Source organism: Streptomyces anulatus (assembly GCF_014650675.1).
Lineage (GTDB): Bacteria > Actinomycetota > Actinomycetes > Streptomycetales > Streptomycetaceae > Streptomyces > Streptomyces anulatus.
Genome location: NZ_BMVK01000010.1, coordinates 134,736 through 149,428, shown reverse-complemented (window position 1 = coordinate 149,428; position 14,693 = coordinate 134,736). Strand labels below are relative to the sequence as shown.

Annotated in this window: 15 protein-coding genes, 1 tRNA gene and 1 pseudogene; 11 read left to right on the top strand and 6 right to left on the bottom strand. The window is 71.1% G+C overall.

All coding sequences use genetic code 11. The annotated features are described in order from the left end of the window. Nucleotides 1-61: 61 nt before the first annotated feature. Nucleotides 62-1,567 carry a polyprenol phosphomannose-dependent alpha 1,6 mannosyltransferase MptB gene (gene mptB, locus IE272_RS24225; RefSeq protein ID WP_050362993.1) on the bottom strand — a complete coding sequence of 502 codons (1,506 nt, stop codon included), beginning with the start codon at nucleotides 1,565-1,567 and terminating at the stop codon, nucleotides 62-64. A 198-nt stretch (nucleotides 1,568-1,765) separates the two neighbouring features. Here mptB and IE272_RS24220 point away from each other — a divergent pair. Beyond that, nucleotides 1,766-1,841, top strand: a tRNA-Trp gene (locus IE272_RS24220). A 15-nt stretch (nucleotides 1,842-1,856) separates the two neighbouring features. Here the strand turns inward: IE272_RS24220 and IE272_RS24215 are convergent. After that, nucleotides 1,857-2,126, bottom strand: a complete 270-nt coding sequence (locus IE272_RS24215) for a hypothetical protein (protein WP_007459351.1) — start codon at nucleotides 2,124-2,126, stop codon at nucleotides 1,857-1,859. Between the two features lie 111 nt (nucleotides 2,127-2,237). On the opposite strand from IE272_RS24215, the gene IE272_RS24210 reads away from it, so the two are divergent. The 6 genes from IE272_RS24210 (at nucleotide 2,238) to IE272_RS24185 (ending at nucleotide 7,730) form a co-directional block, all read left to right on the top strand. Further along, nucleotides 2,238-2,858: a DinB family protein gene (locus IE272_RS24210; protein ID WP_190007956.1), complete on the top strand. Its 621-nt coding sequence runs from the start codon at nucleotides 2,238-2,240 to the stop codon at nucleotides 2,856-2,858. Nucleotides 2,859-2,958: 100 nt separating this feature from the next. Continuing rightward, complete coding sequence (locus tag IE272_RS24205) at nucleotides 2,959-3,792, top strand: PP2C family protein-serine/threonine phosphatase (RefSeq protein ID WP_190007954.1); 834 nt, start codon at nucleotides 2,959-2,961, stop codon at nucleotides 3,790-3,792. 64 nt (nucleotides 3,793-3,856) lie between these two features. Continuing rightward, nucleotides 3,857-4,882, top strand: coding sequence for an MASE1 domain-containing protein (locus IE272_RS24200; protein WP_179890775.1), 1,026 nt, complete (start codon nucleotides 3,857-3,859; stop codon nucleotides 4,880-4,882). A 323-nt stretch (nucleotides 4,883-5,205) separates the two neighbouring features. Next, nucleotides 5,206-5,400 carry an antitoxin gene (locus IE272_RS24195; protein WP_047180351.1) on the top strand — a complete coding sequence of 65 codons (195 nt, stop codon included), beginning with the start codon at nucleotides 5,206-5,208 and terminating at the stop codon, nucleotides 5,398-5,400. Between the two features lie 275 nt (nucleotides 5,401-5,675). Beyond that, nucleotides 5,676-7,277 carry a sigma-70 family RNA polymerase sigma factor gene (locus IE272_RS24190; RefSeq protein WP_050362990.1) on the top strand — a complete coding sequence of 534 codons (1,602 nt, stop codon included), beginning with the start codon at nucleotides 5,676-5,678 and terminating at the stop codon, nucleotides 7,275-7,277. Nucleotides 7,278-7,352: 75 nt separating this feature from the next. Next, nucleotides 7,353-7,730 carry a VOC family protein gene (locus IE272_RS24185; protein WP_050362989.1) on the top strand — a complete coding sequence of 126 codons (378 nt, stop codon included), beginning with the start codon at nucleotides 7,353-7,355 and terminating at the stop codon, nucleotides 7,728-7,730. Nucleotides 7,731-7,827: 97 nt separating this feature from the next. Here IE272_RS24185 and IE272_RS24180 read toward each other — a convergent pair whose 3' ends face one another. Further along, on the bottom strand, nucleotides 7,828-8,169 hold the full coding sequence (locus tag IE272_RS24180) for a hypothetical protein (protein ID WP_050362988.1): 342 nt from the start codon (nucleotides 8,167-8,169) through the stop codon (nucleotides 7,828-7,830). 41 nt (nucleotides 8,170-8,210) lie between these two features. Continuing rightward, a complete protein-coding gene (gene ctaD / locus IE272_RS24175) occupies nucleotides 8,211-9,884 on the bottom strand; it encodes an aa3-type cytochrome oxidase subunit I (RefSeq protein ID WP_098892382.1) in 1,674 nt (557 codons plus the stop codon). Nucleotides 9,885-10,242: 358 nt separating this feature from the next. Between ctaD and IE272_RS24170 the strand changes: the two are divergent. Both IE272_RS24170 and IE272_RS24165 read left to right on the top strand, forming a co-directional pair. Beyond that, nucleotides 10,243-10,905, top strand: a pseudogene (locus IE272_RS24170) (NADPH-dependent F420 reductase); the annotation flags it as partial. Nucleotides 10,906-11,181: 276 nt separating this feature from the next. After that, the gene (locus IE272_RS24165) at nucleotides 11,182-11,700 is read left to right on the top strand and encodes an SRPBCC family protein (protein ID WP_050362985.1); all 519 of its coding nucleotides are present in this window, start codon (nucleotides 11,182-11,184) and stop codon (nucleotides 11,698-11,700) included. Nucleotides 11,701-11,713: 13 nt separating this feature from the next. Here the strand turns inward: IE272_RS24165 and IE272_RS24160 are convergent, their stop codons facing one another. Beyond that, nucleotides 11,714-12,556, bottom strand: coding sequence for a pentapeptide repeat-containing protein (locus IE272_RS24160; protein ID WP_050362984.1), 843 nt, complete (start codon nucleotides 12,554-12,556; stop codon nucleotides 11,714-11,716). A 209-nt stretch (nucleotides 12,557-12,765) separates the two neighbouring features. Here IE272_RS24160 and IE272_RS24155 point away from each other — a divergent pair, with 209 nt between their 5' ends. Beyond that, nucleotides 12,766-13,260 (top strand): hypothetical protein, encoded by a 495-nt coding sequence (locus IE272_RS24155; protein ID WP_050362983.1) that lies wholly within the window; start codon nucleotides 12,766-12,768, stop codon nucleotides 13,258-13,260. Nucleotides 13,261-13,325: 65 nt separating this feature from the next. After that, nucleotides 13,326-13,553 (top strand): hypothetical protein, encoded by a 228-nt coding sequence (locus IE272_RS24150; protein WP_047180342.1) that lies wholly within the window; start codon nucleotides 13,326-13,328, stop codon nucleotides 13,551-13,553. A 30-nt stretch (nucleotides 13,554-13,583) separates the two neighbouring features. Here IE272_RS24150 and IE272_RS24145 read toward each other — a convergent pair whose 3' ends face one another. Next, on the bottom strand, nucleotides 13,584-14,687 hold the full coding sequence (locus tag IE272_RS24145; RefSeq protein WP_190008072.1) for an enoyl-CoA hydratase/isomerase family protein: 1,104 nt from the start codon (nucleotides 14,685-14,687) through the stop codon (nucleotides 13,584-13,586). Nucleotides 14,688-14,693 lie beyond the last annotated feature (6 nt).

The following is a 14,693-nucleotide window of genomic DNA, read 5'->3' as shown; positions in this document are numbered from 1 at the left end:
CGGAGACAACAGGACCCGCTCAGCGTAGCCGAGGATCTTGCCGGGCGTCGAGGGGATTGGTTCAGGGAGCGTTCTGCGGGGCCGGGGCAGGGGACGTGGTGGACGCGGGGGTTTCCTGGTTCTCCGCCGGGTCCGCGGGGTCCCGCCGGCCGGGCAGCCGTACGCCTGGCGGCACGACGGGGGTACGCCGCAGCGCGAGGGTGCCGAGGACCGCGGCGAGCCCGGCCAGCACGAATCCGTAGGGCGGGGTGGCGCCCATGGGGTGGGTCTCGTACACCAGCGCCGCCGAGAGCACGATCAGGACGGCGGAGAGGCGGCCGTACTGTTCGGTCGCGGCGACGACGGCCATGCCCCACAGCAGGTACCAGGGCTGGACCATGGGCGAGAGGGCTACCAGGACGAGCAGCGAGAGGCCCAGGGCGTGGGCCGGTGTCATGCTGCCCCGCATCGCACGCCGGGCCAGCACGACGATCACGCCGAGCGCCGCCGCGAGGCCCAGGGTCTGGACGGCGGACTTGACCGGCTCCGCGTCGACGCCCAGGAGCAGATGGGCCAGCTCTCCCAGACCGAGGCCGATGTCGCTGGTGACGGAGAGCGCGGTGTGGATGTTCGCGGCGACGCCCTGGGTGTGGAGCCAGCCGAATCCGGTCCCGCTCACCAGCGTGGCCCCTCCGGCGACCGCGCAGGCGACCAGGCCGGGCGCGAGCAGCCCCTTGGCCCAGCGGCGCCACTGGGGGCCGGTCGCGGAGGCGTGCACGAGGACCCCGATGAACAGCAGCGCCACGGCCGCCGGTGACTTCACCATCATGGCGAGGCCGACCAGGGCGCTGCCCGCGATCCATCTGCCGCGCAGGGCGAGCACCAGGCCGGCGAGCATCAGGCCGATCATCAGCCCGTCGTTGTGCACGCCGCCGACCACGTGGATCAGCAGCAGCGGGTTGAGGGCTCCCAGCCACAGGGCGCGGCTCTCGCTGCGGCCGTGTTCGCGCGCCAGCCGGCGCAGGGACCAGACGATCAGGGCGAGGGAGACGAGCGCGACGATCCGCATCGCCAGGACGGCGGGGACGATCGTTCCGCCGGTGATCCAGGCGACGGCCGCGGAGAGGAGCAGGAAGAGCGGTCCGTACGGGGCCGGGGTGTCACGCCAGTGGTTGCCGACGCTCGCGGCGGCGTCGCCGCCGATTCCGCCGGGGTCCAGGGCGGAGGGGCCGACGGTGTAGACGTCGTGCCCTTCGACGACCATCGAGCCCTGGGCGATGTAGCTGTAGACGTCGGCGCTGTAGAGCGGGGGCGCGAGCAGGAACGGGACCGTCCACCAGGCGAGGGTGACGAGGGTCTCGCGGACGGTGGAGGCGTTCTTGCCGTACTGCCACCAGGCCACGACGAGCACGGTCAGTCCGACGTAGGCGAGCACGGCCGCCGCCGCCTTCGTGGCGGACCCGTGGTCGGTCCACAGGCCCCAGGGGTCGTGGACCGGCAGCTTTCCGGCGAACCAGCCGCCGCCGACGATCGCCAGAGATCCTGCCGCACCCAGCCGACGGTGCCCGACCGCGCTCAAAGCCCACATGACCGGCCAACCTATCGGACGGCCGGGCCCGGCCCGCGGCCCCCTCCCCCGGCCTGCCCGGCATTCCGCACGGGGCGGCACCGCGCCGCGTCGGCTCCCGGCCGACCGTGGGTCCGTCCGCGCGACACGGTGCAACGACGCGGCCGCGTAAATCTGTTGGCGCCCGGGCGCGCACGTGCCAGGCTTCACCCATCACCAAGGGGCGTAGCTCAGCGGCCAGAGCGGCGGTCTCCAAAATCGTATGTCGCAGGTTCGATTCCTGCCGCCCTTGCCATCACCACCCGGCCTTTCACCGCACGTCGCCCCGCCAGTCCCACTGGTGACTGTCCGGCGACCGCGGACCGTACTCGGCACGTCCGCCGGGCCCGTAGGCGCCGATCTCGGTGACCAGCCCGACGCCGTCGCGCAGCTCCGCCTCGCCCCAGCCGGTGACGTCGAGCAGCAGCCCGTCGAGCGGGCCGCCGACCAGCTCCCGGTAGTCGTGCCCCGGCCTCGGCCCGGGGCGGGGGTCGTCGTGGTCGGTGCCGTACACCCGTCGCTGCCTCATCAGCTCGTCCATGCGGGCAGCATCCCACCGAGCACTGACAACGGCTCGGTACGAGGGTCCATCCGGCCAGCGTCCGCCGGAAATGGGCGCGCGTCCGCCCGTCGGCCGTGACACGCTCCACCGATGGCCCTCCCACCACGTCTGATCCCGCTGCTTGAGCAGTTCGACTTCGCCTGCGAGCGGCTCCTCGCCCGCCTGGCCGGTCCCGTCATGGACAGCGGCAACGGCGTCGACATCGGCGTCACGCCGCTGGGCGACGACGAACACCTCTGGGAACCGGTGCCCGACTGCTGGTCCGTACGCCCTCGCGGTGACGGCCCCGGGGCGCGGGCGACCGCTCTCGCGGGTGCCGGGGACTGGGGGCGGGACTCGGCGGACTCCCCGCATCCGTTCCCTCCCCCGTTCACCACCATCGCGTGGCGTTTGAGCCATCTCGCCGAAATGCTCACCCTCCGTGCCGACCACACCTGTGGCAGCAGGGCGCTCACGCGCGACGGCTACCGCACTCCGGGGGACGCGACCGGGGCGGTGGCCGCCTTCGAGACCGCGTCCGCCGCCTGGCGCGAAGCCCTGCTCACCGCCGACGACGCGGCCCTGGACACCGTCGGGTACAGCACGTATCCGAACGGCAGCGACGCCGAGGATCCCTTCGTCGACATCGTCTGGTGGGTCAACCAGGAGGTACTGCACCACGGTGCCGAGATCGCCCTGCTCCGCGATCTGTACCGCGCTCGCCCGTCCTGAGCGGCACCCAGGGGACTGCGGGCACGCGGAAGCGCCCGCAGTCGCCACTCGGGGCCGCCCGCCATATGATTCAGGGACATAACGCACCGCGGAGCGGCACATGAACCGGCGTCGGACTTCCCGCTCAGCTAGCGCCGAAGACCTGCTCAACACCCTGCAGAACCTCACCGCCCGCGCTCGGCGCGAGGTGGAGTTCCACCAGGCCAGGGTGGAACTCGCGCAGGCGCTCCAACGCGACATGCTCCCGGCGGCGCTGCCCACCATCCCCGGCCTCCAGGCCGCCGCACGCTACGCGCCCGCCCGCCACGGTCTGGACATCGGCGGCGACTGGTACGACGGTTTCCCCCTCGCGGACGGGGCCCTCGGCTTCGCCATCGGCGACGTACAGGGTCATGACGTCGAGGCCGCCGCCTTCATGGGGCAGGTCCGTATCGCGATGCGGGCCATCGCGGGCACGGCGTCCGATCCGGGCGAGGTCCTGGGCCGGACGAACGATCTGCTGGTGTCCGTGGACTCGGGCCTCTTCGCCACCTGCACCTTCATGCGGCTGGACCCGACGACCTGGGAGCTGCACAGCGCGCGGGCCGGGCATGTGGCGTGTGTGTGGGCCACCACGGAGGGACGGTCCGGTGTCACGGAGGACCCGGGCGGCATGCCGCTGGGCATCGAGCCCGGCGAAAGCTATCCCGTCACCCGGCGCACCCTCGACTCCGACGGGGCGATCGTGCTGCTCACCGACGGGGTCGTCGAGGGACCGTCGCTGCTGATCGAGGACGGCCTGGAGCGGGTCCGGCAGCTGGTCGCCGCGCATGTCGGGGCGAGCGCGGCGCGGCTGGCCGACGAGGTCCTGGGCGCGACGGAGGTGACAGGACACGAGGACGACGCCGCCGTCCTGGTCCTGCGGCATGCGGCCGCCCGCCTCGGACCGCGGTGACGCCGGACCGTACCGCAGCGTGTCACCTGCCTGGTCCCGCCGCGGTCGGTGTCTGATGAGTGGTGTGATCCGCACCGAAAAAGCCAGACGTCGGGCCGTGTACGTGGCGCAGATCCTGGGCGTGGCCGGCGCCTACTACCTGGCGGGGCATCTCGGGTTGATGCGCCAGGTCGTCGTGGACGGCGCGGTCGTCACGCCTCTGTGGCCGCCCACCGGCATCGCGCTGGCCGCACTGCTGTACCTGGGCGTCCGCGTCTGGCCGGGCATCGCGCTGGGCACACTGCTCACGGTCGTCGAGATCGGCGACGCGTTCACCGTGAGCCGTCTGGCCATCATGTTCGGCAACACGGTCGCCCCGCTCGCCTCGTACGCCCTGCTGCGGTGGGCCGGCTTCCGCAGTGAGCTGGTCCGGCTGCGGGACGGGGTCTGTCTGGTCTTCCTCGGCGCGTTCGCGGGGATGCTGATCAGCGCCTCCATCGGGAGTTTCACGCTGCTGCTCGACGGCAAGGTTCCGCCGGGCCGATTCTGGCTGGTCTGGTCGTCCTGGTGGGCGGGGGACGCGATGGGGGTCCTGGTGGTCACCCCCGTGCTGCTGGTCCTGCGCAGGGTGCGGTGGCCCCGCGCGTCCGACCGGTGGCTGGAGGCATCGATCCTCGCGGTCGTCGTGGTCGCGTCGTCGCTGATCGCCACGCGCAGCTCGCTGTCGATGATCTATCTGGTGTTCCCGGTGATCATCTGGGCGGCCCTGCGCTTCCAGTTGCCCGGCAGCGCTCCGTGCGCCCTGGTCGTCTCGGTGCTCGCCATCATCGCCGGTACGGATGCCCTGGGGCCGTTCGCGGGGCACAGCCTGATGGAGATCATGGCCAATCTCTCGCTGCTCAACGGAAGCGTCGCGCTCACCGCGCTGCTGCTCGGGGCCGTCGTCGCGGAGCACAAGAACATCCGCCGCGAGACGGAATACGCCGTCGAGGAGTTGGAGGCCCTGGTGGAGCAACTGGCGCCGATGTCGGGGCCGGCCGCGGCACGGTACGAAAACAGACCGCGGCGGCACGGCCCGCTCGACGGCGGTCCCCACCCGGATCACCGCTGACACGCGGTGCGTAGGGCGTAGCCAGAACCCCGAAGGGCGGAGGCGTCCCGGCGGTCAGTACGGCAGGGGGCGGCCGGACGGGGTGCGCAGATCCAGCGGCGGGGGCCCCGAAGGGGGCGGGGGACGACGGACGACGACTCGGATGCGGCCCATTGCCACCACCTCCTCCTGGTCAACCGGTATGTGCCCAGTGGGCGCGGCTTCACACTTCCCGCCCTCCCCCGTCCCACCTGTCGGCGTCCTCGCCTTCTTCCGGCGCGGATGCGGGCGGTGCCCGGTGCGGTGACCCTTGACAGGGGGCGCAGAGTCGACGAGGAGGACATATGTCCGCACTGGACAAGATCAAGAAGATGCTCAAGGGCCACGAGGAGCATGTCGGCAAGGGCATCGACAAGGCCGGCGACATGGTCGACGACCGTACGAAGGGCAAGTACAAGGGCCACGTCGACACCGCCCAGGACAAGCTCAGGCAGCAGTTCGGGACGGAGCGCGACCAGGACGGTCCGCCTCGCGCCTGAGCCACCGCCGGTGACCGGGCAGTCACCGTCCGGCCGCCACCACTCCCGTGCACCGGTCCGTGCCACGGATCACTTTCCGTGGCACGGACCGGTGCGTGGAGTACGCCGGAACCACCGCGCACCATGCCGCCAGGGGGCCCGACGGGGCCCGGTGCCGTAGGGCGGCGGCGAAGGTTTCCGGGGTTGCCCGCCGGATTCTTGTTATCGTCCCGCCCGCACCCCATCTCCCGAGTGTGGGAAGTGACAGCACCGGACCCCGGAAGAGTGAGCACAGCATGGGCAAGGATCACCCGACGGTCTTGATCGCCGCGGCGCAGGGCGGCGACCAGCAGGCCAAGGACCAGCTCGTCTCGGCGTACCTGCCGCTGCTGTACAACGTCGTCGGACGCGCGCTGGACGGTCATGCGGACGTGGACGACGTGGTGCAGGAGACGGTGCTGCGGATGCTCCGGGGCCTGCCCGAACTGCGCGACCCGGAGCGTTTCCGTTCCTGGCTGGTGGCGATAGCCATGAACGAGATACGCACGCACTGGCGTGAGAGGCAGTCGGGTGCGATACCGGCGGACCGGCTGGACGCCGCGTACGACCTGCCGGATCCCCGGGCGGACTTCGTCGAGCTGACGATCCTGGAGCTCGGCCTGACCGGCCAGCGCCGTCAGGTCGCGGAGGCGACACGCTGGCTGGACGAGGACGACCGCGCCCTGCTTTCGCTGTGGTGGCTGGAGACCGCCGGGCATCTGTCCCGCACCGAGGTCGCCGCCGCTCTCGAACTCTCCCCGCAGCACACCGCCGTACGGGTGCAGCGGATGAAGGCCCAGCTGGAGGCGGCGAGGGTCGTGGTGGGCGCGCTGGCGGCCGAACCTCCGTGCGTGCTGCTGGAGGACATCGCCGCCGGCTGGGACGGCGTCCCCTCCGCCCTGTGGCGCAAGCGGCTGGCCCGCCACGCCCGCGAATGCACGGTGTGCTCGGGGCACCGCTCGGGGCTCGTGCCCGCCGAAGGGCTGCTGGTGGGTCTCGCACTGGTCCCGGTGGCCGCGGCGGGGGCGGGGGCCGCTCCCGAACTGCTCACCACGGCCGCGCACCTCCAAGCGCCCGGTCCCGGCTCGCACGGCGCCGGTGCGGGGCGCGCGGAGCGCAGACGGGTGCAGGCCCGGCGGCGCCGTCGCAACTCGGCCGTCGCCGCCGTGGTCGCGGTAGCCGCGTTGGGCACGGGCGGCGCGGCGGTGCACCTCTACACCGACGGCGACGACCGGGACGCGTCGACCGTCACGGCCGACGCTCCGGCCCCCCGCTCCGAACTGCCCACATCGGCCGCACCGACGTCGTCCCCGTCTCCCTCGGCCTCCGCGTCCGCGTCGCCCAGCGCCTCCCCGTCGCCGAGCCCCTCGCGTACGCCCAAGGCCAAGCCGAAGAAGAGCACCCCGCCACCGCCCTCGCCCACCACCGCCGCCCCGGCCCCGAAGCCGGAACCGCCCGCACCCGCGCCGCCCGCACCCTCGGGGACCGCCGGACAGGTCACCGCACTGGTCAACACGGAGCGGGCCAAGGAGGGCTGCGGTCCGGTGACCGTGAACGATCAGCTCAACACGGCCGCGCAACGGCACTCCGCCGACATGGAGGCCAAGGACTACTTCTCGCACACCTCGCAGGACGGCAGGGACCCCGGCGACCGGATCACCGCCGCCGGCTATCAGTGGTCCACCTACGGCGAGAACATCGCCAAGGGCCAGCGGACCCCGGCCGACGTGATGCGGTCCTGGATGGACAGTCCGGGGCACCGCGCGAACATCCTCAACTGCTCCTTCAAGGAGATCGGCGTGGGGAAGCAGGATTCCGGCGGCGGTCCGGTGTGGACGCAGGTGTTCGGGGCCCGCTGAGTCCACGCGGGCGGTGGCCGCGACCAGGCGTCGCCGAGCGGGCGGGGCTTTCCAAACACGTCCTAGGATGCGGTCATGATCGCTGAACTGGAGTGCGTGGTCCTGGACTGCCCGGACCCGAGGGAACTGGCCGGCTTCTACGCGTCGCTGCTCGGGGGCGACGTCGACCGCCCCGACCGGCGGTGGGAGTGCGACGCGGACTGGTCCACGCTCCACACGCCCGGTGGACTCGTCCTCGCCTTTCAGCGGGTGGCCGACCACCGGCCGCCTCGCTGGCCCGGCCAGGACCCGCCCCAGCAGTTCCACCTGGACTTCGGCGTCACCGACCAGGAACGGGCGCACGACGAGGTCCTGGCGTGCGGGGCGTCGCTGCTCGACGCCGGGGACGGGGGGCGCAGTTGGCGTGTGTACGCCGATCCCGCCGGGCACCCGTTCTGCCTGGTACGGCACTGACCGTTCCGGCTCCGCGCGCCCCGGGCCCCTCCGGTGCGGCCGGCGACCGGCCGCACCGGATCCCACCGGATCCCACCGGGTCGGCGCAGGACCGACGTCAGCGCAGGACCAACGTCAGCGCCGTGCCGAGGCAGGTCGCCGCGCCCACCGCGCCGGCCGAGACGGCGACGCAACGGGCCCTTAGCCGGACGTAGCGCCCGGTGTACTCCTCGCGCAGTTCGTCCGTGCGGTCGCGGATGCGGGTGAGCGACTCCCGGGAGGCGGCGACGCGTTCGGCGATGAACACCCGCTCGACGTCCTCACGCTGCGCCGTGGTCAGCCAGGGCAGCCTGTCGGTGAATCGCCGCGCCTGTCGTCGCGCCCGCTCGACCTCGGCGTTCCACAGCAGAAAGCCCTCCAGTTGCGCAAGGCCCCGGGCGCAGTCCTTGTCGGGTTTCACTCCGACCTCCTCTCCGTCGTGTCGTCATGGCCGGGCGGACTTCACTCGTGCTTGTCCCCCGGGGCGACGAAGGTCGAGTTCTGGGGGCGGTTGGTGGCTTCCTCCAGGGAGCGGACCGACGGGTGGTGCAGGTCGAACGCCGGGGACTCGGAACGGATCCGCGGCAGGGTGACGAAGTTGTGCCGGGGCGGCGGGCAGGAGGTGGCCCATTCCAGCGAACGGCCGTAGCCCCACGGGTCGTCGACCTCGACCTTCCTGCCGTACTTGGCGGTCTTCCAGATGTTGTAGAAGAACGGCAGGAGCGACAGGCCTAGGAGGAAGGAGGAAATGGTGGAGATCGTGTTCAGCGCGGTGAATCCGTCGGCGTCGAGATAGTCGGCGTAACGGCGCGGCATGCCCTCGGCGCCGAGCCAGTGCTGTACGAGGAACGTCCCGTGGAATCCGACGAAGAGCGTCCAGAACGTCATCTTCCCGAGTCGTTCGTCCAGCATTTTCCCGGTGAATTTCGGCCACCAGAAATGAAATCCGGCGAACATCGCGAACACCACGGTCCCGAATACCACGTAGTGGAAGTGGGCGACGACGAAGTACGAGTCGGAGACATGGAAGTCCAGGGGCGGTGAGGCGAGGATGATCCCGGTCAGACCGCCGAAGAGGAAGGTGACCAGAAACCCGACGGCCCACAGCATCGGGGTCTCCAGGGAGAGCGATCCCTTCCACATCGTGCCGATCCAGTTGAAGAACTTCACGCCGGTCGGCACGGCGATGAGGAAGGTCATGAACGAGAAGAACGGCAGCAGGACCCCGCCCGTGACGAACATGTGGTGCGCCCATACGGTCGCGGACAGGCCCGCGATGGCGATGGTGGCCGCGACCAGACCGATATAGCCGAAGACCGGTTTGCGGCTGAAGACCGGGAAGATCTCGGTGACGATGCCGAAGAACGGCAGGGCGATGATGTAGACCTCGGGGTGGCCGAAGAACCAGAACAGGTGCTGCCACAGCAGGGCGCCGCCGTTGGCCGCGTCGAAGACGTGCGCGCCGAACTTGCGGTCGGCCTCCAGCGCCAGCAGGGCCGCGGCGAGGACCGGGAAGGCCAGCAGGACCAGAACACCGGTCAGCAGGACGTTCCAGACGAAGATCGGCATGCGGAACATCGTCATACCGGGTGCGCGCATGCAGATGATCGTGGTGATGAAGTTGACCGAGCCGAGGATCGTGCCGAAGCCGGAGAACGCGAGGCCCATGATCCACATGTCGGCGCCGATGCCCGGCGAGCGGACCGCGTCGTTGAGCGGCGCGTAGGCGAACCAGCCGAAGTCCGCGGCGCCCTGCGGGGTCAGGAAGCCCGCCACGGCGATGAGCGAGCCGAAGAGGTACAGCCAGTACGCGAACATGTTCAGCCGGGGAAACGCCACGTCGGGCGCGCCGATCTGCAGCGGCATGATCCAGTTCGCGAATCCGGCGAACAACGGCGTCGCGAACATCAGCAGCATGATCGTGCCGTGCATCGTGAACGCCTGGTTGAACTGCTCGTTCGAGATCAGCTGGATACCGGGCCGGGCCAACTCGGCCCGCATCACCAGCGCCAGGAGCCCTCCCACGCAGAAGAACGCGAAGGAGGTGACGAGATAGAGCGTGCCAATCGTCTTGTGGTCCGTCGTGGTCATCCACTTGATGACCACGTTGCCGGGTTCGCCGCGCCGTACCGGCATTTCGTCCTGGTCGGCGGTATCGGTCTCCACCGGTTGCGGGATGCCCCTCGTCGTCACTACGACGCTCCTTCGGTCGACGGCCCGTGTGGACTCGGCGACCAGAATGGACCCGCGGAGATCGGTGCGGTGGGACATCCTTCCCCGTCCGGGGCGAGCGGCCGACAAGGACACTCAAATGGCCTACATCGAACGCTCCGCCCCCGATCGGTGGGACCGAAAGCGGGTGTCAACGTCAGGGAGCCGATCGGATATTCCCTCGCCGGGATCGGAATAGCTTCTCCGCCACCGGAGTTGGTGAACCGACAGAACCCACTTCTCTCTCCACTCCTCACCACTCGGCAAGCTTCGGAAGGTCGGATCCATGAAGATCGGCATCATCGGCGCGGGCAACATCGGCGGCAACCTGACGCGGCGCCTGACCGCCCTCGGCCACGAGGTCGCGGTCGCCAACTCCCGCGGCCCGCACACGCTCACCGCCCTCGCCGAAGAGACCGGGGCGAAGCCGGTGCACGCGTCGGAGGCCGCGCGGGGCGCCCAGGTGGTCGTCGTCACCGTGCCGCTGAAGGCCGTGCCCGACCTGCCCGCCGGATTTCTCGACGGTGCGGCGGAGGGCGCCGCGGTCATCGACACGGGCAACTACTACCCGCAGCAGCGCGACGGCCGCATCGCCGCCATCGAGGACGGGCTGCCCGAGAGCCGGTGGACGGAGCAGCAGATCGGCCACCCCGTGATCAAGGCGTTCAACGGCACGTACGCCCAGGACATCCTGGACCGGGGCCGTCCGCAGGGCACTCCGGGCCGACAGGCGCTCCCGGTGGCGGGCGACGACCCGAGGGCCAAGCAGGCGGTGCGCGACCTCATCGACGAGTTGGGCTTCGACACGGTCGACAGCGGCGGCCTGGACGATTCATGGCGCCAGCAGCCCGGTACGCCGGTGTACGGCAGCCAGGGCGATGTCGACGCCATCGTGAAGGCGCTCTCGGACGCATCGCGGGAGCGCACGGCGGAGTGGCGCGCCTGACAGGGGCGTCACGCGGGAGGAACGGCCGGTCGACGATTCCGGCCGGGCGGGAAACGGGGGTACCCGCCCGGCCGGAGCGTCGGCCTCCCCCGGACCACACCCGTCACGAAGGTCCGGAGCGCCGAGACCACCGGCTCCTCGACGCTCCGGACCTTCGTCCACCCGCTTCCCCCTCGAATCTACTCACGAGTAAGGTGTGGCTCCGGGATGCCGGCCCACGGCCCGTACGGCGCCCGGGTGTGATCCGTAGACGGCCGTGGACAAGGGAGTCGCGCCATGACCCGCACCATGTCCGTAGCGGACAGCATCGTCATCGACGCCACCCCGGCGCAGGTCTACGAACAGCTCAGCGACCCGACGGCGATGGGGCGTTGGAGTCCCGAGAACCGTGGCGCGACCGTGCGCGGCGATCGGCGTGGTGCGTACGTCGGCATGGTCTTCGACGGCCGGAACAAACGCGGTGCAGCGCGCTGGACGACACGGTGCACGGTGACGGCGGCCGACCCCGGCGAGCGCTTCGCCTTCCGGGTTCACGCGATCGGTCTGCGGCGCCCTCTGCTGCCGGGGCCGATCGCCACGTGGGACTACCGGTTCGAGCCGGTGGACGGCGCGACCCGGGTCACCGAGACCTGGACCGACGACCGGCGTCGCTGGCCCGATTTCCTCGCCAACGCCTTCGACCGCGTCGCGACGGGTGGGAAGACCTTCGCGCAGTTCCAGGGCGGCAACATCCGTACGACGCTCCAGCGTCTCAAGGCGGTGCTGGAGGAGGACGTCCGGGGCACCGGACGGTAGGCGGGCCGGCCGGTCAGGCCGCCCAGTGCGGAGGGCGGCTCAGGGATGCGGGAAGGGCTGTTCTCGCGTTGCCCTTGGCGGCGTTGAGCTGGGCCTGGGTGAGGAACAGGCTTCCCGTGAGGTCGGCGCCCGAGAGGTCGGCGTCACGGAAGTCCGCACCGATGAGGTCGGCCAGCCGGAGGTCCGCGCCGGTGAGATCGGCGGCGATCAGATAGGCCCCTCGGAGATCCGCCGCACGCAGGTCGGCGCCACGCAGACGGGCCCCGATGAGATCGGCGCCGCGGTGGTTGCGCTTCTTGCGGCGGGGCGCGGCGGCCCGGACGAGTTCGCTGGTGCGCTGGAGCAGACCGGCGACCCGGTCCCGGTGACCGGCGACGTCCAGTTCCGCGAAGTCGACGGCCGGGCGCGTGGTGTGCCGTTCCGTCGCTTCCAGGGCCCGGCGGATCTCAGCGTGCAGGGGACGTGCGTCCGGCAGGGTCAGGGCCTCGGTGAGATACCAGAGCAGTTCGTGGAGCTGACGCATGACCGGGAAGACCTGGAACATCTGCGCGGCAAGGTCGGGTGACGATCGCCAGTCGCGGCCCCCGTAGGTCTCCTGGGAGACCTTCTGCCCGGCGCCGAAGCAGTCGTACACGGTGCAGCCGGAGAAACCCTTCGGACGCAGCCGGGTGTGGATGCCGCAGCGGAAGTCGTCCTGAAGGTTGGGGCAGGGCCGCCCGGCGTCCTTGTCGATGGCGAAGTCCGACGAGGCCGTCAGCGTGAGGGCGACGCAGCAGAGAGCGAAACAGTTCGCGCAGTCCGCACGCAGGGTCTCCCGTCCGTCGCCGGGCACGGTGGTCGGTTCTTTGTCGGGCACGGGCGGCGGGTCCTCGCGTGGATGGTGCTGCGGAAACAACGGGTGCAGAGCACACGAGTCTACCGAGGGGCCGGAGAGCGACGCCCCATCGGCCCCGTTGCCCTCTGTCAGCTCCTGTCGGCTCCTCTCTCGGCCACTGCGGCTCCTGTCGGATGCTGCCGGCCACTGCCGGTGCACACTGGGCACGGTAGGGATCACGAGGGGGACGCATGAGCACCGAGGAGAGCACCGGATTCGAGCCCGCGACCGGCGACGGCCCACCGGCCGCCGAGCCCGCGGCGGCACGGGCCGCTTCGGTGCGGACCGCGTTCGAGGGGCTGCTGCAGATCCGTCGGCTCACCGGCGCCGGGCGTCCCGACCCGGTGGCCGCGCCTGCTCCGTGGGAAGTGAACCGCCCGGTCAGGGCGGTCGCGTTGGCCTTGGAGAGGTCGGGGGCCGTACCGTCTGCCGTCGATCCGTCGGGGCGCCGTGTTTCGGCCGGATACCGGGTGAGCAGCGGGGAGTCGGCGGGTTCGGTACGGGTCGAGTGGACCGGTCCGCCCGGCAGTGGCGCCGCTCACGACGAGGAGGAGGCGCTGGCCGGCTGCGCTTCGGCCTTGCGGGAACTGGGCTGGACGGTGCTGCTCTACCGGGGGCCCCGCAGACGGCGCTACCTGGAGGTGGAGCCGCCGAGCGGGCTGTCGGGCGGGCGCGGCCGGGCCTGAGGCGGCGTTGTCAGACCCATGGGGGATGCTTGACGGTCCGACAGCTCTGAGGAGGAGATGCTGAGATGGACAACGACGAGCTCGCCGCGGCGCAGGCGTACGTCCGCCTGCTGGAAGCCACCCGGGCAGCGCTCGCGGACCCCGACGACGCACCGGTCTACCTGCCGCTGCTCACCTCCCCGATGCGGGAGGCCGACCATGCCCTGCGCAGCGCTGGGCTGACGGGCAACGAGGACCGGCTGTTCGCTCTCGTACGGGCACTGCAGCCGAGTCTTTCCGGCAGCGACAGATAGGTGGGGCGGAGGGGCACGCGCCGGTACGTTCTAGCCGGCCTGCCCCTCGTCGACGGGGGTGTGCGTGGGCCCAGGAGCGAGTCCGAGCTCCTGCTCGCCGGGGCCGAGCGGTGCGAAGAAGCGGGCGACCTCCTGGTCGTCGACCTCGGCGAGGGAGCCCGGCTTCCACTGCGGTTCGTTGTCCTTGTCGATGATCCGGGCTCGCACGCCTTCCACGAAATCAGGGTGCTCGAACGCCCGGCTGGAGACACGGAACTCCTGGTCGAGGACAGCCTCCAGACTGTCGAGCCGGGCTGCCCGGCGGACAGCGGCGAGCGTCACCTTGAGCGCGAGCGGCGACTTGGTCAGGAATTCGTCCGCCGCCGCTTCCGCCTCGGGAACGCCGCTCCCGCGCAGCTGTCGGAGGATCTCCTCCACGCTGTCGGCCGCGTAGCAGCTATCGATCCAGTCGCGTTGCGCTGCGAGCTCTCCGGCAGGCGGCTCCGTGGCGAACCGCTGGACGATGCCCGCCACGGACGCGTCCTGGCCGGCCGGCTCGCCCAGCGCTTCGATCAGGGCGGGCAGGAGGCGGGCAGGGACGTGGTGATCGGCCAGACCGCAGAGAACGGCGTCGGCGGCCCCGACGGAACGTCCCGTGAGCGCCAGATGTGTGCCCAGTTCGCCGGGGGCGGAGGCCAGCAGGCGGGTACCCCCGACATCGGGCACGAAGCCGATCGCGGTCTCGGGCATGGCGACGCGCGAGCGCTCGGTGACGACACGGATTCCGGAGTGTGCCGACACCCCGACTCCCCCGCCCATCACGATGCCGTCCATCAGTGCCACGTACGGCTTGGGGAATCGGGCGATACGGACGTTGAGGCGGTACTCGTCGCGCCAGAACTCCAAGGACGCACGTCCCGAGGCCCGTGCGTCGTCGTGCAGGGCGCGAATGTCACCCCCGGCGCACAGGCCCCGGTCGCCGGCCCCGGACAGCAGTACCGATCCGATCGATTCGTCCCGCTCGGCGCGGGACAGCGCCTCGTCGAGCAGCCGCACCATGGTGTGGCTGAGCGCGTTGAGCGCCCGGGGGCGGTTCAGTGTGAGGTGCAGGCATGTGCCCCTCGTCTCCAGCAGGACGGGCCGGTCGTCGTTCATGCGTGC